At 67.3% G+C, this 24915-nt stretch carries 22 protein-coding genes; 14 read left to right on the top strand and 8 right to left on the bottom strand.

Features of this window, described 5'->3' with window-relative positions:
- Positions 1 to 571: 571 nt before the first annotated feature.
- Complete coding sequence (locus AC6CHL_RS09050) at positions 572 to 3376, bottom strand: TonB-dependent receptor domain-containing protein (RefSeq protein WP_038687166.1); 2805 nt, start codon at positions 3374 to 3376, stop codon at positions 572 to 574.
- A gap of 405 nt (positions 3377 to 3781) precedes the next feature.
- Between AC6CHL_RS09050 and apbC the strand changes: the two genes are divergently transcribed.
- Both apbC and dcd read left to right on the top strand, forming a co-directional pair.
- The gene (gene apbC, locus AC6CHL_RS09045) at positions 3782 to 4639 is read left to right on the top strand and encodes an iron-sulfur cluster carrier protein ApbC (protein WP_038687168.1); all 858 of its coding nucleotides are present in this window, start codon (positions 3782 to 3784) and stop codon (positions 4637 to 4639) included.
- Between the two features lie 170 nt (positions 4640 to 4809).
- Positions 4810 to 5382: a dCTP deaminase gene (gene dcd, locus AC6CHL_RS09040; RefSeq protein ID WP_038687170.1), complete on the top strand. Its 573-nt coding sequence runs from the start codon at positions 4810 to 4812 to the stop codon at positions 5380 to 5382.
- Between the two features lie 325 nt (positions 5383 to 5707).
- Here dcd and AC6CHL_RS09035 read toward each other — a convergent pair whose 3' ends face one another.
- From AC6CHL_RS09035 to AC6CHL_RS09025, 3 genes are read right to left on the bottom strand one after another with little or no spacing between them, the layout of a single operon-like run.
- Positions 5708 to 5875, bottom strand: a complete 168-nt coding sequence (locus AC6CHL_RS09035) for a LiaI-LiaF-like domain-containing protein (RefSeq protein ID WP_019182647.1) — start codon at positions 5873 to 5875, stop codon at positions 5708 to 5710.
- A gap of 15 nt (positions 5876 to 5890) precedes the next feature.
- Positions 5891 to 6313, bottom strand: coding sequence for an HIT domain-containing protein (locus tag AC6CHL_RS09030; RefSeq protein WP_038687173.1), 423 nt, complete (start codon positions 6311 to 6313; stop codon positions 5891 to 5893).
- The gene (locus tag AC6CHL_RS09025; RefSeq protein WP_498294196.1) at positions 6310 to 6981 is read right to left on the bottom strand and encodes a dienelactone hydrolase family protein; all 672 of its coding nucleotides are present in this window, start codon (positions 6979 to 6981) and stop codon (positions 6310 to 6312) included. Before AC6CHL_RS09025 ends, AC6CHL_RS09030 begins: the two co-directional genes overlap by 4 nt.
- 204 nt (positions 6982 to 7185) lie before the next feature.
- Here AC6CHL_RS09025 and rimO point away from each other — a divergent pair, with 204 nt between their 5' ends.
- Together rimO and AC6CHL_RS09015 are read left to right on the top strand one after the other, a co-directional pair.
- On the top strand, positions 7186 to 8550 hold the full coding sequence (gene rimO / locus AC6CHL_RS09020) for a 30S ribosomal protein S12 methylthiotransferase RimO (RefSeq protein WP_038687178.1): 1365 nt from the start codon (positions 7186 to 7188) through the stop codon (positions 8548 to 8550).
- Positions 8547 to 9377: a DUF3025 domain-containing protein gene (locus AC6CHL_RS09015; protein ID WP_498294195.1), complete on the top strand. Its 831-nt coding sequence runs from the start codon at positions 8547 to 8549 to the stop codon at positions 9375 to 9377. Before rimO ends, AC6CHL_RS09015 begins: the two co-directional genes overlap by 4 nt.
- Before the next feature lie 325 nt (positions 9378 to 9702).
- On the opposite strand, the gene greB is transcribed toward AC6CHL_RS09015, so the two are convergent.
- Positions 9703 to 10209, bottom strand: coding sequence for a transcription elongation factor GreB (gene greB / locus AC6CHL_RS09010; RefSeq protein ID WP_038687182.1), 507 nt, complete (start codon positions 10207 to 10209; stop codon positions 9703 to 9705).
- A 9-nt stretch (positions 10210 to 10218) separates the two neighbouring features.
- The gene (locus AC6CHL_RS09005; protein ID WP_448134124.1) at positions 10219 to 11724 is read right to left on the bottom strand and encodes a helicase HerA-like domain-containing protein; all 1506 of its coding nucleotides are present in this window, start codon (positions 11722 to 11724) and stop codon (positions 10219 to 10221) included.
- Between the two features lie 134 nt (positions 11725 to 11858).
- Between AC6CHL_RS09005 and AC6CHL_RS09000 the strand changes: the two genes are divergently transcribed.
- On the top strand, positions 11859 to 13463 hold the full coding sequence (locus AC6CHL_RS09000) for a transglycosylase SLT domain-containing protein (RefSeq protein WP_038687186.1): 1605 nt from the start codon (positions 11859 to 11861) through the stop codon (positions 13461 to 13463).
- 85 nt (positions 13464 to 13548) lie between these two features.
- Positions 13549 to 13890, top strand: a complete 342-nt coding sequence (locus tag AC6CHL_RS08995; RefSeq protein ID WP_141058945.1) for a ribonuclease E inhibitor RraB — start codon at positions 13549 to 13551, stop codon at positions 13888 to 13890.
- 219 nt (positions 13891 to 14109) lie between these two features.
- On the opposite strand, the gene asd is transcribed toward AC6CHL_RS08995, so the two are convergent.
- Together asd and AC6CHL_RS08985 are read right to left on the bottom strand one after the other, a co-directional pair.
- Positions 14110 to 14952: an archaetidylserine decarboxylase gene (gene asd / locus AC6CHL_RS08990; RefSeq protein WP_038687189.1), complete on the bottom strand. Its 843-nt coding sequence runs from the start codon at positions 14950 to 14952 to the stop codon at positions 14110 to 14112.
- Positions 14949 to 15599 (bottom strand): SCO family protein, encoded by a 651-nt coding sequence (locus AC6CHL_RS08985; protein WP_038687191.1) that lies wholly within the window; start codon positions 15597 to 15599, stop codon positions 14949 to 14951. The genes asd and AC6CHL_RS08985 overlap by 4 nt, the downstream gene beginning before the upstream one ends.
- 828 nt (positions 15600 to 16427) lie before the next feature.
- Between AC6CHL_RS08985 and prmB the strand changes: the two genes are divergently transcribed.
- The 8 genes from prmB to AC6CHL_RS08945 all read left to right on the top strand — a co-directional run bounded on the left by prmB (position 16428) and on the right by AC6CHL_RS08945 (position 24649).
- Positions 16428 to 17357, top strand: coding sequence for a 50S ribosomal protein L3 N(5)-glutamine methyltransferase (gene prmB / locus AC6CHL_RS08980; RefSeq protein ID WP_038687192.1), 930 nt, complete (start codon positions 16428 to 16430; stop codon positions 17355 to 17357).
- A complete protein-coding gene (gene aroC / locus AC6CHL_RS08975; RefSeq protein ID WP_038687194.1) occupies positions 17354 to 18457 on the top strand; it encodes a chorismate synthase in 1104 nt (367 codons plus the stop codon). Before prmB ends, aroC begins: the two co-directional genes overlap by 4 nt.
- Positions 18450 to 19505 carry a 2-hydroxyacid dehydrogenase gene (locus AC6CHL_RS08970; protein ID WP_498294194.1) on the top strand — a complete coding sequence of 352 codons (1056 nt, stop codon included), beginning with the start codon at positions 18450 to 18452 and terminating at the stop codon, positions 19503 to 19505. The genes aroC and AC6CHL_RS08970 overlap by 8 nt, the downstream gene beginning before the upstream one ends.
- Before the next feature lie 166 nt (positions 19506 to 19671).
- Positions 19672 to 20697 carry an aspartate-semialdehyde dehydrogenase gene (locus AC6CHL_RS08965; protein WP_038687198.1) on the top strand — a complete coding sequence of 342 codons (1026 nt, stop codon included), beginning with the start codon at positions 19672 to 19674 and terminating at the stop codon, positions 20695 to 20697.
- Positions 20698 to 20784: 87 nt separating this feature from the next.
- A complete protein-coding gene (locus AC6CHL_RS08960; protein ID WP_498294193.1) occupies positions 20785 to 22797 on the top strand; it encodes a motility hub landmark protein FimV in 2013 nt (670 codons plus the stop codon).
- Positions 22794 to 23174 carry a VOC family protein gene (locus AC6CHL_RS08955; RefSeq protein WP_498294192.1) on the top strand — a complete coding sequence of 127 codons (381 nt, stop codon included), beginning with the start codon at positions 22794 to 22796 and terminating at the stop codon, positions 23172 to 23174. Before AC6CHL_RS08960 ends, AC6CHL_RS08955 begins: the two co-directional genes overlap by 4 nt.
- Before the next feature lie 48 nt (positions 23175 to 23222).
- The gene (gene truA / locus AC6CHL_RS08950; RefSeq protein ID WP_498294191.1) at positions 23223 to 23996 is read left to right on the top strand and encodes a tRNA pseudouridine(38-40) synthase TruA; all 774 of its coding nucleotides are present in this window, start codon (positions 23223 to 23225) and stop codon (positions 23994 to 23996) included.
- On the top strand, positions 23993 to 24649 hold the full coding sequence (locus tag AC6CHL_RS08945; protein WP_038687203.1) for a phosphoribosylanthranilate isomerase: 657 nt from the start codon (positions 23993 to 23995) through the stop codon (positions 24647 to 24649). The genes truA and AC6CHL_RS08945 overlap by 4 nt, the downstream gene beginning before the upstream one ends.
- Positions 24650 to 24915 lie beyond the last annotated feature (266 nt).

The raw sequence follows: 24915 nt of genomic DNA, 5'->3' as shown, positions 1-24915 counted from the left end.
TTCATTTTCATGGCTGATGACATATTGGAATAAGTACTCGTCAGGGCAAAAAACGGTTCTTCTCCCATCTGAGGAGGGCGTCTTGTTGCAAGGGCCGTCGCAGGGTGAGCACGACGGTGCGCGGGTGGCCGGGTGTGCAGGCGCCGATTGGATCGGCTGGCGTCTCCGACCGGGCCGGTCGCGAGCGTGAGGGCCCCGTAGCAGCCGGTAGGCCCCTGGTGCAAATGTCCCCCGGCCGCGAGGCGGCCTCCTCCTTTATTTTGCCCAGGAGCCTACCGGCTGCTACGCGGCTCGGCTTGCGGTGCGCCGGGGGGAAGGCAGGCTCTTCTGGCGCTTTCGGTGGGTCGGGCGCTGGGGCCCCATGCCCTTGGAGGCGAACTAAAGGAGGAGGGGGCGGCCGCAGGTCGGCGCCGGGGGCGTCGCCGGAAAGGGCAAGGGGCCCCAGCGCCCGACCCACCGACCGCTGTAGTTGGGAATCGTCACGGCACGTTGCTGCTTGCCCGAAATAAGGGCGAAGAACCAAAAAAAAGCCCCGCCGAAGCGGGGCCCTTCTGACCGCTGACGCCGGCGCTTACCTGCCGAAGTCGTACTTGGCCTGCACGTACACCGCGCGGCCGTAGGGGTTGTAGATGTTGCTGTTGTACGGCGCGCCCACGTTGCCGGCGTAGCTGTGCGCCTGCCCGTCGGGCATCTTGTTGAACACGTTGTTGACCATCACCGACAGGGTCAGGTCTTCCAGCGCCTGGTAGTTCACGCTCAGGTTGTAAGTGGTGTAGGAGCCCCACTTGCCCGCCTTGTAACCGGACGAATGCACGTAGTCATAGCCGTTGCCCAGGTAGGCCATGCGGTTGGGGGTCTTGCCGATGTAGTTGAAGTACAGCGTGGTGGTCCACTTGTCCTTGGCCCAGCCGACCGAACCGTCGGTGCGCACCTTGGCGTACTGGTCGTAGTTCCACATCGCGTACGGGTCGCGCAGCAGGTCCAGGAATGCATCGCCCGGCTGCGGCTGCAGTTCGCGCTTGATCATGTTGGTGTAGTTGGCGCCGAACTGCAGTGCACCGAAACGGCCGATTTCCTGCACGTACTTGAAGCTGGCCGTGACCGCCTGCAGGTTCTGCGCGGCGACATTCAACTTGGGCGTGTAGATCTGCTCCAGGTTGCCGGCCGCGTCGCGGGTGATCCAGTCGTCGACGTTCTGGCAGCTGGCCGAGGTGTTGTTGGTCAGGCCGTTGCGGCAGTAGTACTCGGCCAGCAGCAGCTGGTCAGAGGACAGGGTGTTGACCTCGTTCTTGATCTTCCAGTTGTAGTAGTCCACCGACACCGACAGATTGTTCATCGGTGCCCACACGATGCCGGCGTTCCAGACATCGGCGGTGATGGGCTGCAGGTCGGGGTTGCCCGACTGCTCGCCGAACACCGATTCGTTGTCGTAGGCGCAGCCGAGGGTATCGGCCGGGTCATAGCCGAGCTGGCCACACCGGTAGTAGTCGGTGGAGGCGTTGGCGTAGTAACCGCTGCGGCCCTGGAAGGCGTCGGACAGGCTGGGCGCCCGGAACGCGGTGCCGTATTTGCCGCGGAACAGCAGGCTCTCGATCGGGCGGAATTCCACGCCGATGCTGTAGGTCGCCTTGTCCACGGTGTTGTTGGCGATCTTGAACGCGTCGTAGCGCCCGGAGCCGGTCACGGTGAGCGACTCCAGCAAGGGCATGCGCAGTTCGGTGGTCAGCGCGTAGTTGCTGCGGTGACCGGCGCCGGACACGGCCGTGGTGCCCCACACCTCGCCATCAAGCAGGCGCTGGTCGGGACGGTAGGACCAGCCTTCGCTGCCGCCCTCGGCGACCACCGCAAAGCCCGCATCGCCGCCGGGCAGGGTGAACAGCGAGCCGTTGGTGATCTGCACGCGGCCCAGGTTCTGCCAGGTCTTGCTTTCGTTGTAGGTGAAGCCGGTGAAGGTCTGGAAGTCGCCCGCGGGCAGGCGCGAGTAGAACGCACCCCAGTTGGGGTTGTAGATGTTGTAGCCGTCATCGGTGGTACCCAGCACCGGGCCGAGCACATGGTCTTCGAAGTAGCCGTCGATCTCGTCGGCCCAGCGCGCGAAGCTGCGCTCGGTCAGGCGATATTCGCCACGGCTGAAGCTGGCGCTGTAATCCCAGTTGCCGGCGCTGCCGCGGCCGCCCAGGGTGACCTGGTAGGACTTGTTGCGGTCGGTGCTGAGGATGTCGCGGTAGCCGGCGCCGCTGATGTCTTCCGGTGCGAAGGCGCGCTGCAGGTTCATGTACTGCTGGCTGGACTGGTCATAGAACTGGCCAAAGCCCACATCGCTGCCCCAGAACGCATAGCCCGAGCCGGAGGTGTAATCGACTTCTTCCAGGCTGTAGAGCGCATCGCCGAACAACTGGAAATTGTCGTTCACATCGAAGCTCATCGAGGTGTAGAACTGGCTGCTTTCCTTGCCGTTCTTGAGTGTCTTGTAGCCCGGGCTGTAAGCCGAGCCGCAGGATTCGCCGGTCGCGCGCGTGCCGAGTACGGTGGTGCCCCCGAATTGCCCCGCAACGCCTGCGCACCGGGTGGGGTCCATCATCACATAGGCGTTCTGCTGGTCGGGCAGGTACACCAGGAAGTCGTTGGTGGGGACCTGCGCCGAATAACCGACCGGATTGTTCACCTTGGTCAGGTCGCGCTGGTAGCCCCAGATCGGGCTGCTCTTCTCATACTGCACGTTGACCAGCGCGTGGAAGCGGTCGTCGAACGCATTGAAGCCATGCGCACCGCTGAGCCGGAAGCTGTTGCCACCGCCCTCGGTATAGGCGCCGCCGCGCACGTTGAGCACGCCGCCGTCCATGCGGTCCTTGAGGATGATGTTGACCACGCCGGCGATCGCGTCCGAGCCATACAGCGAGGACTGCCCGCCGGGCAGAATCTCGATGCGCTCGACGATGTCGATCGGAATGCCGCTGAGGTTGTTGAAGGTGTCGCTGCCGTTGTAGAGGGCAGGGTAGGACAGCATCGGCCGCCCATTGATCAGGTACTTGGTGTAGCCCGGGTTGAGCCCGAACATGCCCGACGCCTCGGCACCCTGGGTGAACGATGCCGAGCTCTGGCCCCCCTGCAGGCCGCCGGTGGTGAGCGAGTTCTGCTGCAGCACTTCGGCCACGCTGGAGAAGCCGCGGGTCTGGATGTCCTCGGCGGTGACGGTCAGCACCGGGGTGTGGTTTTCGATCTCGGTCTGCGGGATCAGCGAGCCGGTGACGGTGACGCGGCTCAGTTCGGTCGTCGCCGCATCCTGGGCGAACGCGCTTGCGCTGGCGAGCAGCAGGCCGGACAGGACGGCGGCGGTAAGCGGGTGACGCGGGTACTTGAGGCCTTTGCGGAACATGTGGATCTCCGTACTGGTAATGGCGCGGTATTCCCTTTCCTGGCAATACCCGGATCGTTCAGCTGGGTTTCAGCGTTTTTCGACCGTAACACAGGCTTAACTTGAAATAAATGTCTTGGAAACATTATTCGTTTATTCCGAAAATTATTCATGAAAAACATACGGTTACGGATTACCTTGGTGTCGTTTCATAATAACAATGAATAAATGATGAATATCCATACAAGTTAACAACCGAGATACTTGGACAAGTTTCCATCAGCGGCAGCCGATGCAGCTGCGCTGCGTGATGCAACCGGTGGGAAAACACGGTGCGGCGTGCACTGCTGCCCATCACAGCGGGGCGCGGCCCGGCCGGGGTTGTATAGTTGCCGGTTCCCATCGCGGTCTTCCCGGAGCCATGCAGTGAGCAGCAGTCAGTCGCGTCGTCCCCACGCCAGCCAGGTGCAGAAAGGGCTCAGCCCGCATCCGCGCATCCGCAACGTGATTGCCGTGGGATCGGGCAAGGGCGGCGTGGGCAAGTCCACCACGGCGGTGAACCTGGCCGTGGCGCTGGCCAAACTGGGCGCGCGCGTGGGCCTGCTTGATGCCGACATCTACGGTCCGAGCGTGCCGGCCATGCTCGGCCTCAGCGGCCGCCCGGAAAGCCCGGACAACAAGTCGATCGAACCGATGCGCGCCTTCGGCGTGGAGACCATGTCGATCGGCTACCTGATCGAAGACGAGACGCCGATGATCTGGCGCGGCCCGATGGCCACCTCGGCGATGACCCAGTTCTTCAATGACACTCTTTGGGATGACCTGGACTACCTGCTGATCGACCTGCCGCCGGGCACCGGCGACATCCAGCTGACCCTGACCCAGAAGATTCCGCTGGCCGGCGCGGTGATCGTCACCACGCCGCAGGACATCGCCACGCTGGACGCCAGGAAGGCATTGAAGATGTTCGAGAAGGTGGAAGTGCCGGTCCTGGGCATCCTGGAGAACATGGCCGTGCACACCTGCAGCAACTGCGGCCACCGCGAGCACCTGTTCGGCGATGGCGGCGGCGAGCGCATGGCCGCGCAGTACGGCGTGCCGCTGCTGGGTTCGCTGCCGCTGGAAATCGGCATCCGCGAGCAGGGCGATGCCGGCACGCCGATCACCGCCGCATTGCCGGACTCGGCAGCCGCCCAGGCCTACCTGCGCGCGGCCGAGCGCCTGATCGAGGAAGTGGCCAAGCGCCCGCGCGCCAGCATCCCGATCCTGTCCTCCCTGATCTGACCGCCCGGGCCCAGGCCTGGCACGTCTGAACCGCACAAGGCCCGGCATTGCCGGGCCTTGTCGCCTGCGCCCCTGCATCGTGGCTGGCCGCAACCCGGGTGGCTGTTTAGAATCGTGGCCCGGGCGCCCGTTGGCGGTGCCGTTGTTCCTTTCCGCACCCAGGACCCCCCATGAGCATCAAGAGTGACCGCTGGATCCGTCAGATGGCCGAACAGCAGGCGATGATCGAGCCGTTCGAAGCTGGCCAGGTCAAGCAGGCCAACGGCCAGCGCATCGTCAGCTACGGCACCTCCAGCTACGGCTACGACGTGCGCTGCTCGCGCGAGTTCAAGGTGTTCACCAACATCAACTCCACCATCGTCGATCCCAAGCACTTCGACCCGGGCAGCTTCGTGGACATCGTGGGCGACGAGTGCATCATCCCGCCCAACAGCTTCGCGCTGGCGCGCACGGTGGAGTACTTCCGGATCCCGCGTGACACCCTGGTGGTGTGCCTGGGCAAGAGCACGTACGCGCGCTGCGGCATCATCGTCAACGTGACCCCGCTGGAACCGGAGTGGGAAGGCCATGTGACCCTGGAATTCAGCAACACCACGCCGCTGCCGGCGCGCATCTATGCCAACGAAGGCGTGGCCCAGATGCTGTTCTTCCAGGCCGACAAGGACGATATCTGCGAGACGTCCTACAAGGACCGCGGTGGCAAGTACCAGGGCCAGACCGGTGTGACCCTGCCGCGCACCTGATCACCACGCGGGTGTCTGCCGCGCATCTGGTCTTCCCCGGCGTGCTGGCGCGCATCGTGTAAACCCGACGCGCGGACTGCGGTGCACCGGGTCCCCTGACGCGGATACTGCTGGGCGCCTGGTTCCCCGAAGGGTAGAGCCGACCGTTGGTCGGCTGCGGTTGCGCGATCCGTAACGGCGACCGCCCCGAACGAAAAAGCGCGGATCGCTCCGCGCTTTTTCGTTTCACCGGTTTGCCGGCCAGCGGCCGGCACTACCTTTGCTTATTTGCCGGCCAGCGGCCGGCACTACCTTTGCTTCTGCGGTTGCCGGCCAGCGGCCGGCACTACTTGCCGCGGCCGAACAGCAGTCCGATGCCCACCGCCACCAGTACTACCGGCCACCAGGTGAGGATCAGCTTCCCCATGTTCATGTTGGTCCAGCCCAGATTGCTGGCCAGCAGGAACAGGCCGACGAGGATCAGGACGATGGCAGCGACAAGGTTGGAACGCATCAGGGGCAGGGTCCGCTAGGGCTGGGGCGAATATCCTAGCCGTTCCTTCCAGTGCGCGACACGTTCGGCCAGCACCGCCGGATCGAAACGGTGCGCCTGGCCCTGGCCCCATACCGGGCCCGGCCACGCCGGATCGCCAACGTGGCGGCCGATCACGTGGAAATGCAACTGGCGCACGATGTTGCCCAGTGCGCCGATGTTGATCTTCTCCACCCCGTCGGTGCCCTTGAGCGCCTTGCAGGCACGGTTCAACTCGGTGCGCAGTTTGTCCTGCTGATCGCCGTCCAGGTCGATCCACTCGGTGATGCCGGCCAGCCGGGGCACCAGGATCAACCAGGGGTAACGCTCGTCGTTCATCAATCGCACTTGCGACAACGGCCCTTCTGCTACCAGTACGCTATCGGTGGCCAGGCGTGGATCCAGTTCGAACTCGCTCATCCAAGATGCTCCGCAAAGAAGTCCAGGGTGCGTTCCAGCGCCAGGGTGGCGCTGTCTGGATCATACGCATGTCCGACGCTGCGGTTGAAGGCGTGGTCGGCCGGGTACACGAAGGTGGCCATCTGCGGCAGCTTCTCGCGGTGGGCGGCGATCGCCTCGGGCGGGATGCTCTTGTCCTGGGCGCCGAAGTGGAACATCACCGGCGCCTTGGGTGGTTCGTCCAGGAACTGCACGTTGCGCGCCCCGTAGTAGCTGACCGACGGCAGGCCCAGCCGCAGCGCCGACAACAGCGCGATGCTGCCGCCCCAGCAGTAGCCCACCGTGCCCACCTTGCCGGCCGGGGCCAGCCGCGAGGTCGCGGCGCGGACGATCTCCAGCGCCTTCTCCACGCCCAGCGCGTTTACCCGTTCCAGGCCCTGTTTCACCCCGTCCGGGTCGTAGGGCAGGGCGTCGGGGTCGGCGTCCACCCCGTCGATGAGGTCGAAGAACGACGGCGCCAGCACCGCGTAGCCCTGCGCGGCAAAGCCTTCGGCCACCTCGCGCACGTGCGCGTTGACCCCGAAGATCTCCTGGATGACCACCAGCCCGCCCCGGGGCTTGCCCGCCGGCGTGGCCTGCCAGGCCCGGACCGGACCGTGGTGCGTATCGAGCGTGACCCACTCACCCATGATGCGTGACTCCTGTTGGTTCAGGCGTTCATTATCGGCCGCGCGCCGGTTAGGGCGGTGTCAGCGGCCGTGCCGGGTCTGGCGGGATCGCCCCGATGCGATTCAGGGCCCGGGGCCCAACGCCGGTATACTTGCCGCCGTTTCCGGCCCCAGGTCCCCACGCCATTCCGGCATGGGCCCAGGCCCCCAGAGTCCCGCGATTCCATGTCCCAGCTGAACCCCAAAGTCGGCTTCGTCAGCCTTGGCTGCCCGAAGGCGCTCGTCGATTCCGAACGCATCCTCACCCAGCTGCGCTCGGAGGGCTACGACATCGTGCCCTCCTACGATGCGGCCGACGTCGTGGTGGTCAACACCTGCGGCTTCATCGATTCGGCCGTGACCGAGTCGCTGGATGCGATCGGCGAGGCGATGAACGCCAACGGCAAGGTCATCGTCACCGGCTGCCTGGGCAAGCGCCCCGAGCAGATCCGCGAGGCGTACCCGAACGTGCTGGCGGTGTCCGGCCCGCAGGACTACATCAGCGTCATGGAGGCCGTGCACGCCGCGCTGCCGCCCAAGCACGATCCGTTCGTGGACCTGGTGCCCGACTACGGCATCAAGCTGACCCCGCGCCATTACGCGTACCTGAAGATCTCCGAAGGCTGCAACCACAAGTGCAGCTTCTGCATCATTCCGTCGATGCGCGGCAAGCTGGTTTCGCGCCCGGTCGATGAGGTGCTGCGCGAGGCCGAGCGGCTGGTGCGCGGTGGGGTGAAGGAACTGCTGGTGGTGTCCCAGGACACCTCGGCCTATGGCGTGGATGTGAAGTACGCCGAGCGCATGTGGCGCGACAAGGCCTACCAGACCCGGCTCAAGGCGCTGTGCGAAGGCTTGTCCGAACTGGATGCCTGGACCCGCATGCACTACGTGTATCCGTACCCGCACGTGGACGAGATCGTGCCGCTGATGGCCGAGAACCGGATCCTGCCGTACCTGGACATTCCGTTCCAGCACGCCAGCCCGCGCATCCTGAAGCTGATGAAGCGCCCGGGTGCGGTCGACAAGACCCTCGAGCGCGTGCAGCGCTGGCGCCAGCTGTGCCCGGACATCACCGTGCGCTCGACCTTCATCGTCGGCTTCCCCGGCGAGACCGACGCCGAGTTCGAGGAACTGCTGGGCTTCCTGGACGAGGCGCAGCTGGACCGCGTGGGCGCATTCGCCTACTCGCCGGTGACCGGTGCCACGGCCAACGACCTGCCCGATGCGGTGCCCGAGGAAGTGAAGCAGGAGCGCCTGGCGCGCTTCATGGAACGCCAGGCAGAGATCTCCGCCGCGCGCCTGGAGGCCAAGATCGGCACCGTGCAGCAGTGCCTGGTCGACGCGATCGAAGACGGCATCGCGGTGGCCCGGTCCAAGGCCGACGCGCCGGAGATCGATGGCCTGGTGCATATCCAGAATGCCGAAGAAGCCCGCCTGCGCGTGGGTCAGTTCGTCGACGTGGAGATCACCGAGAGCGACGACCACGACCTGTACGGCGACGCGTTGATTGACGCGGCGGCCCGCAAGCCGTTCGACCTGCAGGTGCTGTGACCGCGGCGGCGGTCGATGCCGGCGGCACCCGCCGCCGTTTCATCGCACCGCCACGTGGCGCCGTGGCGGCGGACGTCTTCGCCCAGCCGCTGTTTGCCGGGTTCTCCCGCTACGCCGATCTGCTGACGGCGGCCGACTGGCCGACCGTCGCGGCGCTCGATGCCCGCCTGGCATTGCCGGGCCGGCACCTGGTCGAGCAGGACGACGCGCTGCTGGCCGATGGCCTGCACTACGAACAACGCATTGCCCGGGGCCGCATTGCCACCCGCACGGCGAACTGGCATGACCTGTTCAACGCGCTGGTGTGGGCATGCCATCCGGCCATCAAACATGCGCTCAATGCGCGCCAATGCCTGCATATCGCCTGCCATGGTCCGCAGCAGCGCAACCGTGCGCAGGCGGCGCTGACCCAGTTCGACGAAACCGGCGTGATCGTGCGGGTGCGCGATCCGGCGATGGTGCAGGCCTGGGACCGGCATGACTGGGCGGCGGTGTTCGTGGATGGGGCAGGGCAGTGGCGCAACGGCGAGATCGCCGTGGCGGCGGTGATCGGCCACGCGTTGATGGAGCAGGCCTTGTTGCCGGGGCGTCTGCTGGTGGGCAAGTGCGTGGTGGTGTGCGCCGACGAGGATGCGCGCGCCGTGGCACAGGTCGCGCGGATGATCCAGAGCGGACGCGTGCTCAACGATCCGCTGGAGCTGCGGCCGTTGCCGCTGGCGGGCATTCCCGGCTGGCATCCGCGGCAGGATGCGGCGTTTTACCGGCAGGCCGATTATTTCCGGCCGCTGCGCGACGGCAGGGGCTATCCCGCGCCGCATGACGCGTAGGGCCGCGCACGGTAGGGTTGGTTCCCAAACAACCGCCGCTAGTGGCGCCACACCCGGTAACGCCGTGCGCTGAACGACGCAAAGGCCTTTGTCGCCGATGCTCATGCCGACACCGAACGCGGCGTGTTCCATGGCAGTCGATCGGGATGCGACCCTACCAACAGCGGGCAGCCCTCAACGCCCGGATGGCGCTGGGGCCATCGCCGATGGACATCCCCGTTCCGCCTGCGCACCAGAACGCCCCACACGGTAGGGTTGGTTCCCAAACAACCGCCGATAGCGGCGCACCACCCGGTAACGCCGTGCGTTGAACGGCGCAAATGCCTCAGCCCGCGCCGTACTCCACCGCCAGGATCGCAAAGCCGTGGCGGCCGCTGGGCAGCTCCACTTCAAACTCGTCATCCACGCGCTTTTTCAGCAACGCGCGCGCCAGCGGCGAATCGATGCTGATCCAGCCGGTGGCGGCGTCGGTCTCGTCCGGGCCCACGATGCGGTAGCGGCTGGTATCGCCGCTGTCCACGTTCTCCAGCTCCACCCAGGCGCCGAAGAACACCGCCTGCGGATCGGTCGGGGTGGTGTCGACCACGCGCAGCGATTCCAGCCGCTTGGTCAGGTAGCGCACGCGCCGGTCGATCTCGCCCAGCTGCTTCTTGCGGTAGGTGTACTCGGCATTCTCCGAGCGATCCCCCTCCGCTGCCGCCGCGGCCAGCGCCTTGACCACCTCCGGCCGGCGCACCCGCCACAGGTCGTCCAGTTCAGTCTTCAACCGCTGATGGCCCTGTGCGGTGATCAGGGCCGTACTCTTTTCCGCCGGGGGACGCCAACGCGACATCGGTTTCGCTCAGCGCTTGCCGCCGAACAGCCCGCCCAGGATGCCGCGCACGATCTGGTTGCCCAGCTTGCTGCCCACGGTCCGGGTGGTCTGCTTGGCCATGGTTTCGATCATGCCCTGGCGGCGCTTGGTGCCGAAGATGGCGTCCTTGATCGACTGGCCGAAGCCGCCTTCCTGCTGTTCGTCCTGCTCGCGCGTGCGGGCCTTGGGCGTATCGGCCTGCGCGACCACCTTCTGCGCGCGCTGGGCCAGCAGTTCGGCCGCCGACTCGCGGTTGATCGCGGTGTCGTAGCGGCTGCCCACCGGGCTGCCAGCGCGCACCTGGGCGCGTTCGGCCTCGGTGATGGCACCCATCCGGCAGCGGGGCGGGGCGATCTGGGTCTGCTGCACGGGCGAGGGGATGCCCTTGTCCTGCAGCGTGGACACCAGTGCCTCACCGGTGCCGAGCTTGGCCAGCACGGCCGCCACGTCGAGCTTGGGATTGGGCACGAACGTTTCGGCGGCGGTCTTCACCGCCTTCTGGTCGCGCGGGGTGAAGGCGCGCAGCGCATGCTGCACGCGGTTGCCGAGCTGCCCCAGGATGTTGGCCGGCACGTCGTCGGGGAACTGCGAGCAGAAGTACACGCCCACGCCCTTGGAGCGGATCAGCCGCACCACCTGCTCGATGCGCTGCACCAGCGCCGGCGGCGCATCGTCGAACAGCAGGTGGGCCTCATCGAAGATGAAGACCAGCTTCGGTTTGTCCAGGTCGCCCACTTCGGGCAGGGTTTCGAACAGCTCCGACAGCAGCCACAGCAGGAACGTCGAGTACAGCTTGGGCTTGAGGACCAGCTGGTCGGCGGCCAGGATGCCGATCACGCCACGGCCGTCGTGGTTGACCCGCATGATGTCGGCCAGTTCCAGCGCCGGCTCGCCGAAGAAGGCTTCGCCGCCGTCCTGCGACAGGCGCAGCAGCGAGCGCTGGATTGCCGCCACCGTCTGCGCGCTGACCAGGCCATATTCGGTGGAGATGTCCTTGCGTTCGTCAGCCACCAGGCCGAGCAGGGCGCGCAGGTCATCCAGGTCCAGCAACAGCAGGCCGCGGTCGTCGGCCAGCTTGAACACGATGTCGAGCACGCCGGACTGGGTGTCGTTGAGTTCCAGGATGCGGCCCAGCAGCGTGGGGCCCATCTCGCTCACGGTGGTGCGCACCGGGTGCCCCAGCTTGCCGTACAGATCCCAGAAGATCGCCGGGCTGGCGGCGGGGGCGTAGTCGGCCACGCCGATCTCCCGTGCCCGCTGCAGCAAGGCCTCGGTACCTGCACCGGCCACGGCCAGACCGGACACGTCGCCCTTCACATCGGCCAGGAACACCGGCACGCCGATCCGTGAAAAGCCTTCTGCCAGGGTCATCAGGGTGACGGTCTTGCCGGTGCCCGTGGCCCCGGCCACCAGGCCATGGCGATTGCCCAGGCGGGGTTGCAGGGTCACGGCGATATCGTCGGTGATGCCTTTGCCGAGCAGGATCGGATCCATGGTCAACTCGCTTGTGCTGGTGCTGTGTGAATGGGCGGGATTCTAAACGTCGACGCAGGTTGCCGGGCCGACCGGGTTGCCCCGATGCAAGTGGCGCGGCTACTCTGCCCCATCTTTCGCACACAGTGCCAAAAATGCCCGTTCCTGTCTTGCTTGTCCGTGGTTGGCCGCTGTTGGCGCTCGCTGCAATGCTCTCGTTCGTGCCGGAGGCCCATGCACAGCGGGTTTCGGCCCGTGACCGGGTGAAGATCGATGCGCTGGACCAGCGCATGGCCGCCGCCGAAAAGCGCTACCGCGATGCGCTGGTGCTGGTGGCCAATGCCGATCCCAAGGGCAAGAACGAAGGCGATGCCGCCTTGGAGGACATGGAGGATGTGATCAGCGCCTGTGTCGCCCAGAAGGGCTGCCAGGTCAGCAACATGCTGCCGGCCTACAAGCGCCTGCTGAAGGACAACGCCGACACCCGTGATGGCGAGGGCGACGAGCTGGCCAGCGACGGCGGCCTGCTGGAAGCCGACCCGGACCACATCGGCCCGCTGTCGGCCGACGTGCCCGAAGCGGCCCGCGCGGCCGCGCTGCTCAACGACAAGCGCCATGCCTTCGACAACATGGTCGAGTACAACCCGGCGGTGCAGGCCGGCATCCGTCGCTGGCTTACCGACATGCGCCCGGCCTTGATGACCACCTACGAGAACTACCAGAACCTGCGCCAGGTGATGTGGCCCGAGTGGGAGAAGCGCGGCCTGCCCGAGGCCCTGCTGTTCGGGATCATGGCCAAGGAATCCAATGGCCGCGTCCACGCCTCCTCGCGCGCCGGTGCGGCCGGCCTGATGCAGTTCATGCCGGCTACCGGCCGCCGCTTCGGGCTGGGCCCGGATGGCACCGGCTTCGATACCCGCTTCGACGCGCGCAGCGCCGCCGAGGCCAGCGCCACCTACCTCAACGAGCGCATGCGCGAGCTCAACGGCAGCGTCGAGCTGTCGCTGGCCGGCTACAACGGCGGCGAAGGCCGGGCCGTGCGCGTGTTCAAGCAGAGTGGCGGCCAGGGCTTCTGGGTGGACAGCGTGTACAACCAGTTCCCCGGTGAAACCAAGGACTACGTGCCGATGGTGATCGCCGCGGCCTGGATCTTCCTGCACCCGCAGCAGTACGGCGTGGAGTTCCCGAAGATCAGCGCGCAGCCGGCGACGATCCGGCTGGCCAAGTCCACCACCATCTACGAGCTGACCATCTGCCTGGGCAGTGCCGGCACCCGCGACGGTTACATGCGCGCGCTGCGCAACCTCAACCCGCGCTATGAGGCCGACGGCTGGATTCCGGCCGGTACCACGATCAACGCCACCACCCGCATCGCCGGGCTGTACAACCGGTACTGCGTCAGCGGCCCGCGCGCGGACCTGGCACGCACCCTGATCACCGCCGACCTCAATGCCGCGATCGTGCGCCCCGCCGCGGCCAGCTACACCGGCAACGTGGCGGTGGGCAGCGTGGTCCCGGTGGCGCAGGTGCAGGCCAGTGCGGTGGCGTCCACGCCGGTCGCCCCGGTGGCCACGCCTGCGGCAAAGCCCAAGGCCAAGCCGGCGCGCAGCCACAAGGTAGGCAAGGGCCAGACCCTGGGCGCGATCGCCGACAAGTTCCAGTGCGACGTGCGTGAACTGGCCCGTGCCAACGGACTGAAGGCCCCGGCCTACGCGCTCAGGCAGGGCCAGGTGCTCAAGCTGCAGGGCTGCGGCAAGTAAGCACACGCCCAATGGAGTAGGCTGCCGGCATCACGCCCGCGGCCACTCCCTTTCGGCCACCGGGTCACGCATACAGGACAAGACGATGGATATCACCGCAATCAACGAGATGTTCGCCAACATCCGCGAAAACACCGATTGGGACCTCAATGGCCCGATGCTGTGGGGCTATTTCTTCGTCAACACCACGCCGGAGCCGTTGAGCGGCCTGGGCGAGAAGCTGGTCGGCATGGGCTACAGCCTGGTCGAGATCTTCGAGCCGGACCTGGAAGAGGGCGAGGCGCCGTACCACGTGCTGCACGTGGAGCGCGCAGAAGTGCACAGCGAAGCCTCGCTGGACGCCCGCAACCACGAGCTGCAGGCGCTGGCCGAAGCCAATGGCGTGGAAGACTACGACGGCATGGACGTCGGCCCGGTCGAGATCTGACCGCAGCGGACCGCGTCCCACAAAAAACGCCCCGGTTTCCCGGGGCGTTTTTTTGTGGACGTGAGCCCAAGGTAGTGCCGGCCGCTGGCCGGCTCCCCGTAGTGCCCGCGATGCCGGCCAGCGGCCGGCACCGCCGTAATGCCTGCAATGCCTGCAATGCCTGCAATGCCGGCCAGCGGCCGGCACTACCGCAATGCCGGCCAGCGGCCGGCACCGCCGTTACTTCAAGGTCGCCAGCGCCTGACCGAGCTGCACGGCATGCTCGGCATCCAGGTGCGGGGCGAAGTCGGCCACGCCCGGCGGCAGCAGTATGATCACGGTGGAGCCGTAGTTGAAGCGCGCCATCTCCGCGAACCGCTCCAGCGTGATGCCCTTGCCGCGATAGTCCTTGCGGGTGATCGTGTCGCCGTACGCCGGAATCTCTTCACCGCCCCACACCGTTTCCACGCCGGACACCAGCAGCGCGCCCACCATCACCGACACCATCGGGCCGAAGTCGGTATCGAAATGGCAGACCAGGCGCTCGTTGCGGGCGAACAGGCCGGGGACGTTGTTGACCGCGGCCGGGCCCACGCTGAACAGACGGCCGGGCACATGCACGGTTTCGCGCAGGGTGCCGGTCCACGGCATGTGCACGCGGTGGTAGTCCTTGGGCGACAGGTACACGGTGGCGAACAGGCCGTGGTGGAAGACCTCGGCATCCTTGGCATCGCCGAGCAGTTCGGCGGCGGTGAATGACTGTCCCTTGGCCTGGAAGATGCGACCGTCCTCGATGGCGCCGAGCTGGCTGATGCGGCCATCGGCGGGCATCACCAGGGTGCGCGGGTCGGGCGCGGCCACGCGGGCGCCGGGCTTGAGCGCGCGGGTGAAGAACTGGTTGAACGTGGCGTAGCTGCGCGGGTCGGGATTGGCGGCCTCGGCCAGGTTGACGCCAAACTTTTCGGTCACGGTGTCGATCAGCCAGCGCGAGATCCGCGGGTTGCTGGAATACGCCAGGCGCCGTGCCATCGAGGACAGCAGGCGGTGGGGCAGGACGTAGCTCAGCGTGGTGGTCAGGCTCATGGTGCGGTTTTCTCGGTCAGCGTCTGCAGATCGCGGGCAATGGCCTGCGCATTGAAAGGGGGGCGGATCAGGCCGGCAAGTTTGCCGTCCGCGTCCAGCACGGCCAGGCTGGCCGAGTGTTCGAGGGTGTAATCCTCGGGATTCTCATCAAACTGTTTGCCGGGCACTTTCTGGAACACGAAGCCGAGCGAGGTGGCAAAGCGTTCGAGCGAGGGGACGTCGGCGGTGGCGGCCAGGGTGTCCTTGTGGAAGGCGTGCACGTACTCGCCGAGGCGGGCCGGGGTGTCACGCTCGGGATCCACGGAGATGAACACCAGGCGCGGGCGCAGGGTGTCGGGCTGGGCTTCCCACTGTTTCTGGGCCTGGGCGAGGTCGGCCAGGGTGGTGGGGCAGACGTCGGGGCAGAAGGTGAAGCCGAGGAACACGAGGGTCCAGTGGCCTTTGAGCTCGCCGGGAATGAGGCGGGTGCCGTCGGACTGGCTGAGGTTGAAGTCAGGCAGGGGCCGCGGCTGGGGATAGAAGGTGATCGATTCGGTAGCGGGGCGGTCGCTGGCCGGCTTGGGCGCGAACACTTTCTGCGCGGCGACCAGGCCCAGGCCGGCGGCCAGGGCGATGAGCAGGATGATGCCGACGTTGCGATTGAACATGGAAAGCCCGTTCCCGGAAGGGGCCACCATGATAGGGGCGGCGGCGGCGCTGTTGGGTCTTTTGGGGTTTGTTGGGGTGATTCTTTGAAGAGCGTAGGTCTGAAGCGAAGGCAAAAGCCGGAGCTAAAGCCGAAGCCGGAGCCGAAGCCGGAGCCGGAGCCGAAGCCTTTGTGTGCAGCGATCGGAGGCGGCGCCGGCACGGGTGGGGTTGCGGGGCACGCTGCAAGTACGTCCATGTAAGCTCCGTCGGCGCATCCATGCGCCTCAGGGCCCCGCAACCCCACCCGTGCCGACGCTCGACAGTTGGCTGGTGCCCCTTGGGTAAGGGCAAGGGCCAAGGCAAGGCTCGAGGCAAGGGCAAGGGCAAGGGCAAGGGCAAGGTGGGTCGGGCCAGTGCATTTCACTGGCAGAGCGGTTGGGGTTGGGGCGAGGGGAGGGGGGCAGGTTGTGGGGAAGGTAGGGAGGTGCCGAGCAAGGCTCGGCACTACCCCTCCCACCCCGTGGGCGCAGGAGGCTGCTCTGGTTCTTGACCTTGCTCTCAATGCGGCACCGAGGGTGTGTCGGGGGTCGGTGGGGGTGGGTTGGCAGGGCCCTGAGCCGCATGGATGCGGCGACGGAGCTTACATGGACGTACTTGCAGCGTGCCCTGCCAACCCACCCCCACCGACCCAGCCCGCCACCAACGAAGCGCCGCCTTTGAAGTTGACCTTGACCCTGCTCCAGGCCTCCAAACCCCCAACCCCCCAACCCAACCACTTTCGACTGCAACGGATGCCGGGGGGCATGGGGTCGCCTATAATCGGGGGCCACACTGTCTGTTGCCTTGCCATGACTGCCGAAACGGCCGCCGAACTTCACACGATCATCGACCTGATCCGCTACGGCACCAGCCGTTTCAATGCCGCAGGCCTCACCTTCGGGCACAGCTACGACAACGCCCTGGACGAAGCCACCCAGCTCGTCCTGCACAGCCTGCACCTGCCGCATGACCTCGGCCCCGCCTACGGCGCCGCCCGCGTCACCACGCCTGAAAAGGCCGAGGTGCTGGCCCTGTTCGAGCGTCGCATCAACGAACGCCTCCCCGCCGCCTACCTTACCGGCGAAGCCTGGTTTGCCGGCCTCAGCTTCAAGAGTGACAGCCGCGCCCTGGTCCCGCGCTCGCCCATCGCCGAACTCATCGAAACCGGCTTCGAACCCTGGCTGGCCGGCCGCGACGTCCATCGCGCCCTCGACCTCTGCACCGGCTCGGGCTGCATCGCCATCGCCATCGGCCACTACTACCCCAACTGGGAAGTGGACGGCGTCGACCTCAGCGACGATGCCCTGGCCCTGGCGCATGAGAACAAAGAACGCCTCCAGGCGCACAACGTCACCCTGATCAAGTCCGACCTGTTCAACGGCCTCACCGGCCGCCACTACGACCTGATCGTCACCAACCCGCCCTACGTCACCAACGACGAAACCGATGCCCTGCCGCAGGAGTATTCCTACGAGCCGGACATGGGCCTGCGGGCCGGCCCCGACGGCCTCGACCTCGTCCTCAAGATCCTGCGCGACGCCCCGCTGCACCTCAGCGAAGATGGCCTGCTGATCTGCGAAGTAGGCGAGTCCGAACAGCATCTGATCAAGCTCCTGCCCGAAGTCGACTTTGCCTGGATCGAATTCAAGGTTGGCCAGATGGGCATCTTCGCCGTCGAATGCCGTGAGCTCATCGCCCACAGCGCGCGCATCACCGAACTGGCAGCGCAGCGGCCGTGAGTTCCAACAGCTTCGGCACACTGCTGACCGTCACCACCTTCGGCGAATCGCATGGTCCGGCGATCGGCTGCGTGATCGATGGCTGCCCGCCGGGGCTGGAGATCAGCGCCGGTGAGTTCGACCACGACCTGCAGCGTCGCGCCACCGGCAAGAGCCGGCACACCTCCGCGCGCCGCGAAGCCGACGACGTCGAGATCCTGTCCGGCGTCTACGAAGGCCGCACCACCGGCACCCCGATCGCGCTGCTGATCCGCAACACCGACCAGCGCAGCAAGGATTACACCGCCATCGCCCAGCAGTTCCGCCCGGGCCATGCCGACTACAGTTACTGGCAGAAGTACGGCATCCGCGACCCGCGCGGTGGCGGCCGCTCGTCCGCGCGCGAAACCACCATGCGCGTGGCCGCCGGCGTCATCGCCAAGAAGTGGCTGCAGCAGCGCCATGGCGTGACCGTGCGGGGCTACCTGTCCCAGCTGGGCGCGATCACCCCCACCGGGCACGACTGGTCGGCGGTGGAAGACAACCCGTTCTTCTGGCCGGTGGCCGAACAGGTGCCCGCGCTGGAGAGCTACATGGACGCGCTGCGCAAGTCCGGCGACTCGGTCGGCGCCCGCGTCAACGTGGTCGCCGACGGCGTGCCGCCGGGGTGGGGCGAGCCCATCTACGGCAAGCTCGACGGTGAACTGGCCGCCGCGCTGATGAGCATCAACGCGGTCAAGGGCGTGGAGATCGGCGACGGCTTTGCCAGCGCTGCCCAGCTGGGCACCGAACACCGCGACCTGATCACCCCGCAGGGCTTTGCCAGCAACCATGCCGGCGGCATTCTCGGTGGCATCTCCACCGGCCAGCAGGTCACCGCCTCGATCGTGCTCAAGCCCACCTCCAGCCTGCGCCTGCCGGGCGCCACGGTGGATGCCGACGGCAACGCGGTCGATGTGATCACCACCGGTCGCCACGACCCGTGCGTGGGCATCCGCGCCACCCCCATCGCCGAGGCGATGATGGCGCTGGTGCTGATGGACCAGGCCCTGCGCCACCGCGCGCAGTGCGGCGACGTGGGCACCATCACCCCGCGCATCCCCGGATCGATCGATGGCTGATCGCCGCCCCCGGGTCTGGGTCAGCCAGCCGCTGTTCGACGATGTGGTCGAACAGCTCGGGCAGCATGTCGACCTGGACATGACCGGCGAGGTCACCCGCTATACGCCACAGCAGTTGGCGGAGCGGCTGGCTGAGGTCGACGGCGCGCTGATCACCCTCAACGAGCGCATCGGCGCGGCCGAGATCGCCAACGCCCCGCACCTGCGCGCAATCGCCAACGTCGGCGTGGGCTACAACAACCTCGATGTGGAGGCGCTCAGCGCCGCCGGCATCCTGGCCAGCAACACCCCGGACGTACTCACCGAAACCACCGCCGACCTTGGCTTCGCGCTGCTGATGGCCACCGCCCGTCGCATCACCGAGGCCGAGCGCTGGCTGCGTGATGGGCAGTGGGGCCAGTGGTCGTTCCAGACCCTGCTCGGCGCGGACATCCACGGCAGCACGCTGGGCATCCTCGGCATGGGGCGCATCGGCCAAGGCATCGCCCGCCGCGGCGCGCTCGGGTTCGGCATGCGCGTGCTGTACCACAACCGCTCGCGGCTGCCCGACGCCACCGAAGCCGAAGTGGGCGCGCAGTACGTCGACCTCGACACCCTGCTGGCCCAGGCCGACCACCTGGTACTGGTGCTGCCCTACAGCGCGTCCTCCCACCACATCATCGACGCCGGCGCATTGGCGAAGATGAAGCCGACCGCCACCCTGGTGAACATCGCCCGCGGCGGCATCGTCGACGAAGTGGCGCTGGCCGACGCGCTGGCCAACGGCCGCCTCGCCGCGGCCGGACTGGACGTGTTCGAAGGCGAGCCCACGGTGCGCCCGGAACTGCTGGCCCTGCACAACATCGTGCTGACCCCGCATATCGGCAGCGCCAGCCAGGCCACGCGCCGGGCGATGGTGCAGCTGGCCGTGGACAACCTCACCGCCGCGCTGGGGCTGGGCCCGAACGCCGGTCACCCGCCGAGCGCGATCAACGCCGACGCTGTGGCCGCCGCGAAAGCCGGCGGCGCGACCGTGGGCGGCAAAAAAGTCGGCGACGCAAAACGATAGGGAACCTCCCCAGCCAACAGGCGAGGTTCCCGAACCGGCAGGCACCGATCGTTGGTCGGCACGCACATTCACTATCCCGGTAGGTACCGATCGTTGATCGGTACACCCCTCCAAAAACACGGTAGGTACCGACCGTTGGTCGGTACACCCAACACGAGGTTCCCCCATGAACAATCCAGATCGTCGTTTCCACGTCGCTGTCGTCGGTGCCACCGGCGCCGTTGGCGAAACCATGTTGTCCATCCTCGCCGAGCGCGACTTCCCGATCGCCTCGCTGAGCCTGCTCGCGTCCTCGCGCTCGGCCGGCGGTGAGATCGACTACCGCGGCGAGAAGATCAAGGTCCAGGACCTGGCCGACTTCGACCCCAAGGGCGTGGACATCGCGCTGTTCTCCGCCGGTGGCAGCGTGTCCAAGGAGTACGGCCCGAAGTTCGCCGCTGCCGGTGCGGTGGTGATCGACAACTCGTCGGCCTTCCGCTACGACGACGACGTGCCGCTGGTCGTGTCCGAAGTGAACCCGGACGCGCTGAAGAACCGCCCGCGCGGCATCATCGCCAACCCGAACTGCTCCACCATGCAGATGCTGGTGGCGCTGGCGCCGCTGCACCGCCAGTACGGCATCACGCGCATCAACGTGGCCACCTACCAGTCGGTATCCGGTGGTGGTCGTTCCGCGCTGGAGGAACTGGGCAAGCAGACCGGCCAGCTGCTCAGCTTCCAGCAGATCGACCCGCAGCGCTTCCCGGTGCAGATCGCCTTCAACCTGATCCCGCACATCGACGACTTCCTGGAGAACGGCTTCACCAAGGAAGAGATGAAGCTGGTCTGGGAAACCAAGAAGATCCTGGGCGACGACAGCATCCTGGTGAACCCCACCGCGGTGCGCGTGCCGGTGTTCTACGGTCACTCCGAAGCGGTCACCATCGAAACCCGCGACAAGGTCACTGTGGCGGCCGCGCGCGAACTGCTGTCGCGTTCGCCGGGCGTGGAAGTGGTGGACAAGCATGAAGCCGGTGGCTATCCGACCCCGGTGACGCATGCGTCGGGCAACGATGCAGTGTATGTCGGCCGTATCCGCGAAGATCTCTCGCACCCCAACGGGCTGAACCTGTGGATCGTGTCGGACAACATCCGCAAGGGCGCCGCGCTCAATGCGGTGCAGTTGGCCGAACTGGTCGCCGCCGAAGGCTGATCGTGCAACGCCGATGGCATGGGGATGCCATCGGCGGTTGCAATTCAACCATCGCCGATCACGGGGGGAGCCGCTATATTGGCCGCCATGAACAACCGGACCCGGGGCGCCCTGCGCCCGCTCAAGTATGTGTCCACACTGCTGCTGGCCCTGGCCAGCAGCTCCGCCATGGCCCTGGGCCTGGGCGATATCCGGGTGCTGTCCAAGCCTGGCCAGCCGCTGCTGGCCGAAATACCGGTGATCTCGGCCGACCCGGCCGAGCTGGAAAACCTGCGGGTGGCGCTGGCCTCACCGGGCACGTTTGCCCGGGTCGGGCTGGATGCACCGGCGGGCCTGGTCAGTGAACTGCAGTTCGAACTGACCCGCAATGCGCAGGGCAGGGCGGTGGTGCGGGTCAGCACCCAGACCCCCGTCACCACCCCGTCGCTGAATTTCCTGATCGAAGCCGACTGGGGCCAGGGGCGCCTGGTCCGCGAATACTCGGCACTGGTCGATGCACCCAACAGTGCGCTGGCCGTGGCCGAACCGGAGATCGTCGCGCCGGCCGGCGCGATGTCCAACGCCATCGTGCGTGAGCCGGCACCGGCGACCGCGCCTGCGCCTGCGCCCAAGGCAGAGGCCAGACCGGCCCGCACGGCCGCGCAGCCGCCACGCACCGCTCCATCGCGCAGCGCAGCGCCGGCACCGGCAAGCGCCGCCGGCGGCGTCACCGTGCAACGTGGCCAGACCCTGTCCCAGATCGCCGCCGCGGTGGCCCGCGAACAGGGCATCAACCGCAACCAGGCGATGGTCGCGCTGCTGCGCGCCAACCCGGAGGCCTTCATCCGCGGCAACGTCAACCTGCTCAAGCAGGGCGCGGTGCTGCGCAGCCCCACCGACACGACCACGCCGATCGACGCCAGTGAAGCGGCCGCGATCGTGCGCGAGCACGCCGCACAATGGCGGCAATCCCGCGCGGCCATCCCGCAGCCGGCCAGCAGCGGCGTTGCCGCCAGCCCGGGCCCGGCCGCCAAGCCGGCAGCAGCGGCGGCGGCAGTGGCCAGTGGCGCGCGCCTGGAGATCGCACCGGCGGTCGCCGCCACCGATAACAATGCAGGCACAACCACCGGCACCGCCGCCGGCAGTGAGGGCGACATGCTGGGCAACGAACAACTGCGTCAGGCCAAGGAAGATGTCGCCACGCGCGATGCCGAGATCCAGGAGCTGCGCAGCCGCGTGGCCGACCTGGAAAAGCTGCAGAAGCAGCAGCAGTCGCTGATCGCGATGAAGGACAGCGACCTGGCCGCCGCGCAGCAGCGCCTGGGCCAGGCCCCGGCCGCGCGTGAGGCCGGCGGTAGCGGCTGGTACTGGCTGGGCCTGGTGGTGCTGTTGCTGGTGGTGGGCGGGTGGGCCGTGGCCCGCCGTCGCAAGCCGTCGCCGTTGCCGCCGCTGCGCCGCGACGGCCTGGATGCCACCGCGCTGGCCGCCGCCGTGCCTGCCGCCGATTACATCGACGAGCTGGCCGCCCAGCAGGACGATGCGCTGGATGCCCGCCTGGATGAAGCACGCGACCGGGCCAATGAAATACTCGACGAACCCGCCGAACACTACGCCGATGGCCTGCGCCGCGAGCCTGTGTTCACGCTGGAGCCGCGCCCGGGGCACACCGTGGCCGGCAGCGATGCAGTGCACCCCGAAGGCGACGACACCGCGCCGGACGTGGAGCAGGTGCCCCCAGCGACCGCTGCCGTGGATGCGGACACGGACACGGTCGACGTGTACACCCCGCCGGCGCATGCGCTGGAAGCCGCCGCACAGCCGTCGTTCCGCGGCGTCTTCGAGTTTCCCGCCGATGGCGACGCGGTTGCCGTCGCCGCGGAAGAGGCGGCTGACGCCGATGCCGATGCGTCCCCCGAGGCAGGCATCGAGGCCCCGTTCGAGGCCACCGACAACAGTGGTCATGTCCTGGCCACCCCTGGCCGCGACCGGCTGGAACTGGCCATCGCCTACCTGGACCTCGGCGACGCCGAAACCGCGCGCACGCTGCTGCAGGAAGTCGCCGTTGCGGCAGACCCGCACAGCCAGGCGCAGGCCCGCGAACTGCTGGCGCGGCTGGGATGACCAGCCCCGTCTCGCCTTCGCCGCGCGAGCGCCGGCTGGATTACGTGGAGTTCGCCTCCACCGACCCGGCCGCCAGCCGCCGCTTCTTCTCGGCGGTGTTCGGCTGGACGTTCGTGGATTACGGCCCGGACTACACCGCCTTCGACGATGGCCGCCTGCAGGGCGGCTTCTTCCGCGGCAGCCCGGCCACCACCGCCGCGGGCGCCGCCTTGCTGGTGATCTACGCCGACGACCTGGCCCCGGTGGCCGAGGCGGTGGCCGCCCACGGTGGGCAGGTGGTCAAGCCCGTGTTTTCCTTTCCCGGGGGCAGCCGCTTCCAGTTCGTCGAACCCGGCGGCAACGAACTTGCCGTGTGGTCCGAGCGCGATCCGGCCTGATGCCCCGACCGGCCCTGGCCGGTTCTTACCGACTTACAGAGGTTGACCATGCGCTACGCAATGGGCGTGGAATACGATGGCAGTGAATTCAAGGGCTGGCAGCAGCTGGGCGAGAGCGGTCGTCCCAGCGTGCAGGCCAGTCTGCAGCAGGCGCTGTCCTCGGTGGCCGATGCGCCCATCAAGGTCATGTGTGCCGGGCGCACCGATGCCGGCGTGCACGGGCACTGCCAGGTGGTGCATTTCGACACCGACGTCGTCCGCAACCTGCGCGGCTGGACCCTGGGCACGACCACCCGCCTGCCGCCCGCCATCGCGGTGCGCTGGTGCCAGCCGGTGTCCGATGATTTCCATGCGCGCTTCTCCGCCCGCGCCCGGCGCTATCGCTACCGCCTGCTCAACCGCCAGGTGCGCCCGGCGCTGAACCGGCAGAGCCTGAGCTGGGAACGGCGGCCGCTGGATGCCGCGCTGATGCACGCGGCGGCGCAGGCATTGCTGGGCGAAAACGACTTCAGTGCCTTCCGCAGCGTCAATTGCGAGGCCCTGCATGCCCGCCGCGAGCTGCAGGCGATCAGTGTGACCCGCGATGGCGAGGTGCTGGAGGTCTGTGTTCAGGCCAATGCATTCCTTCATCACATGGTGCGCAATATCGTCGGTTCATTGATCCTGGTCGGGTGCGGGGACAAGCCGGTGTCGTGGCTGGGCGAGCTGCTGGCCGGAAAGGACCGCACCGTGGCCGGGCCGACCGCACCGCCGCAGGGTTTGGTGTTCGTTGGACCCCTGTACCCCGACAACTGGCAACTGCCCGCCGAGGTGACTCTATGAGCCGCTCTTTCTATCGCACCCGTATCAAGTTCTGCGGCATGACCCGCGCCGGCGACGTGCGCCTGGCCGGGGAGCTGGGCGTGGATGCCGTCGGCTTCATCTTCGCCCGGGAGAGCAAGCGCCGCGTGGCGCCGGCCGAAGCCCGTGCGATGCGCCAGGCGATCGCGCCGATGGTGGACGTGGTGGCCCTGTTCCGTGACAACAGCAAGGAAGAGGTGCGCGAAGTGCTGCGCACGGTGCGGCCCACCCTGCTGCAGTTCCATGGCGAGGAAGACGAGTCGTTCTGCCGCAGCTTCAACATGCCCTACCTCAAGGCCGTGGCGATGGGGGGCCGCGAGGACGTCAACGCGCGCCAGCTGCAGCTGCGTTACCCCAGCGCCGCCGGGTTCCTGTTCGACAGCCACGCCCCCGGTGGCGGCGGTGGCACCGGCGTGGCCTTCGACTGGACCCGCCTGCCCACCGGCCTGCACCGGCCGTTCCTGCTCGCCGGCGGGATCACCCCGGACAATGTATTCGACGCGATCGTGGCCACGCTGCCATGGGGCGTGGACGTATCCAGCGGGATCGAATCCGAGCCGGGCATCAAGGACGGCTACAAGATGCGCAAGTTCGTCGAAGAAGTCCGCCGCGCCGACTGTCACGAGGCCGACTGAGGCCGGTGGTGGGTCCCGACGTTGGTCGGGACATGTAAATCCCGGTAGGTCCCGACCGTTGGTCGGGACACCCCTGGCGATCCGGCCCCGGCCATTGCCGACACCCCCCACCCGTTGCCAGGCAAGGCGCTGCGATGGTGCTATGGGCGCAGCGGCGAATTTCACGTAGCATCGACAGGACATGGCGCGGCCGGCACGGCGTGTAGTCGCGGGAAGCCGGAGCGCTTCCCTCAAAGCGGCGGCCGGGGAAGCGGCTGGCCGCCTTC

The organism is Stenotrophomonas sp. GQ19, assembly GCF_059758695.1.
This window is presented reverse-complemented; position numbering and strand designations above follow the sequence as displayed.

Excerpts from the sequence above, each read along its gene's own strand:
- AC6CHL_RS09050 (WP_038687166.1), bottom strand. The coding sequence starts at position 3,376 with ATGTTCCGCAAAGGCCTCAAGTACCCGCGTCACCCGCTTACCGCCGCC.
- dcd (WP_038687170.1), top strand. The coding sequence starts at position 4,810 with ATGAGCATCAAGAGTGACCGCTGGATCCGTCAGATGGCCGAACAGCAG.
- AC6CHL_RS09035 (WP_019182647.1), bottom strand. The coding sequence starts at position 5,875 with ATGCGTTCCAACCTTGTCGCTGCCATCGTCCTGATCCTCGTCGGCCTG.
- AC6CHL_RS09030 (WP_038687173.1), bottom strand. The coding sequence starts at position 6,313 with ATGAGCGAGTTCGAACTGGATCCACGCCTGGCCACCGATAGCGTACTG.
- AC6CHL_RS09025 (WP_498294196.1), bottom strand. The coding sequence starts at position 6,981 with ATGGGTGAGTGGGTCACGCTCGATACGCACCACGGTCCGGTCCGGGCC.
- rimO (WP_038687178.1), top strand. The coding sequence starts at position 7,186 with ATGTCCCAGCTGAACCCCAAAGTCGGCTTCGTCAGCCTTGGCTGCCCG.
- greB (WP_038687182.1), bottom strand. The coding sequence starts at position 10,209 with ATGTCGCGTTGGCGTCCCCCGGCGGAAAAGAGTACGGCCCTGATCACC.
- AC6CHL_RS09005 (WP_448134124.1), bottom strand. The coding sequence starts at position 11,724 with ATGGATCCGATCCTGCTCGGCAAAGGCATCACCGACGATATCGCCGTG.
- AC6CHL_RS09000 (WP_038687186.1), top strand. The coding sequence starts at position 11,859 with ATGCCCGTTCCTGTCTTGCTTGTCCGTGGTTGGCCGCTGTTGGCGCTC.
- AC6CHL_RS08995 (WP_141058945.1), top strand. The coding sequence starts at position 13,549 with ATGGATATCACCGCAATCAACGAGATGTTCGCCAACATCCGCGAAAAC.
- asd (WP_038687189.1), bottom strand. The coding sequence starts at position 14,952 with ATGAGCCTGACCACCACGCTGAGCTACGTCCTGCCCCACCGCCTGCTG.
- AC6CHL_RS08985 (WP_038687191.1), bottom strand. The coding sequence starts at position 15,599 with ATGTTCAATCGCAACGTCGGCATCATCCTGCTCATCGCCCTGGCCGCC.
- prmB (WP_038687192.1), top strand. The coding sequence starts at position 16,428 with ATGACTGCCGAAACGGCCGCCGAACTTCACACGATCATCGACCTGATC.
- AC6CHL_RS08970 (WP_498294194.1), top strand. The coding sequence starts at position 18,450 with ATGGCTGATCGCCGCCCCCGGGTCTGGGTCAGCCAGCCGCTGTTCGAC.
- AC6CHL_RS08965 (WP_038687198.1), top strand. The coding sequence starts at position 19,672 with ATGAACAATCCAGATCGTCGTTTCCACGTCGCTGTCGTCGGTGCCACC.
- AC6CHL_RS08960 (WP_498294193.1), top strand. The coding sequence starts at position 20,785 with ATGAACAACCGGACCCGGGGCGCCCTGCGCCCGCTCAAGTATGTGTCC.
- AC6CHL_RS08955 (WP_498294192.1), top strand. The coding sequence starts at position 22,794 with ATGACCAGCCCCGTCTCGCCTTCGCCGCGCGAGCGCCGGCTGGATTAC.
- truA (WP_498294191.1), top strand. The coding sequence starts at position 23,223 with ATGCGCTACGCAATGGGCGTGGAATACGATGGCAGTGAATTCAAGGGC.
- AC6CHL_RS08945 (WP_038687203.1), top strand. The coding sequence starts at position 23,993 with ATGAGCCGCTCTTTCTATCGCACCCGTATCAAGTTCTGCGGCATGACC.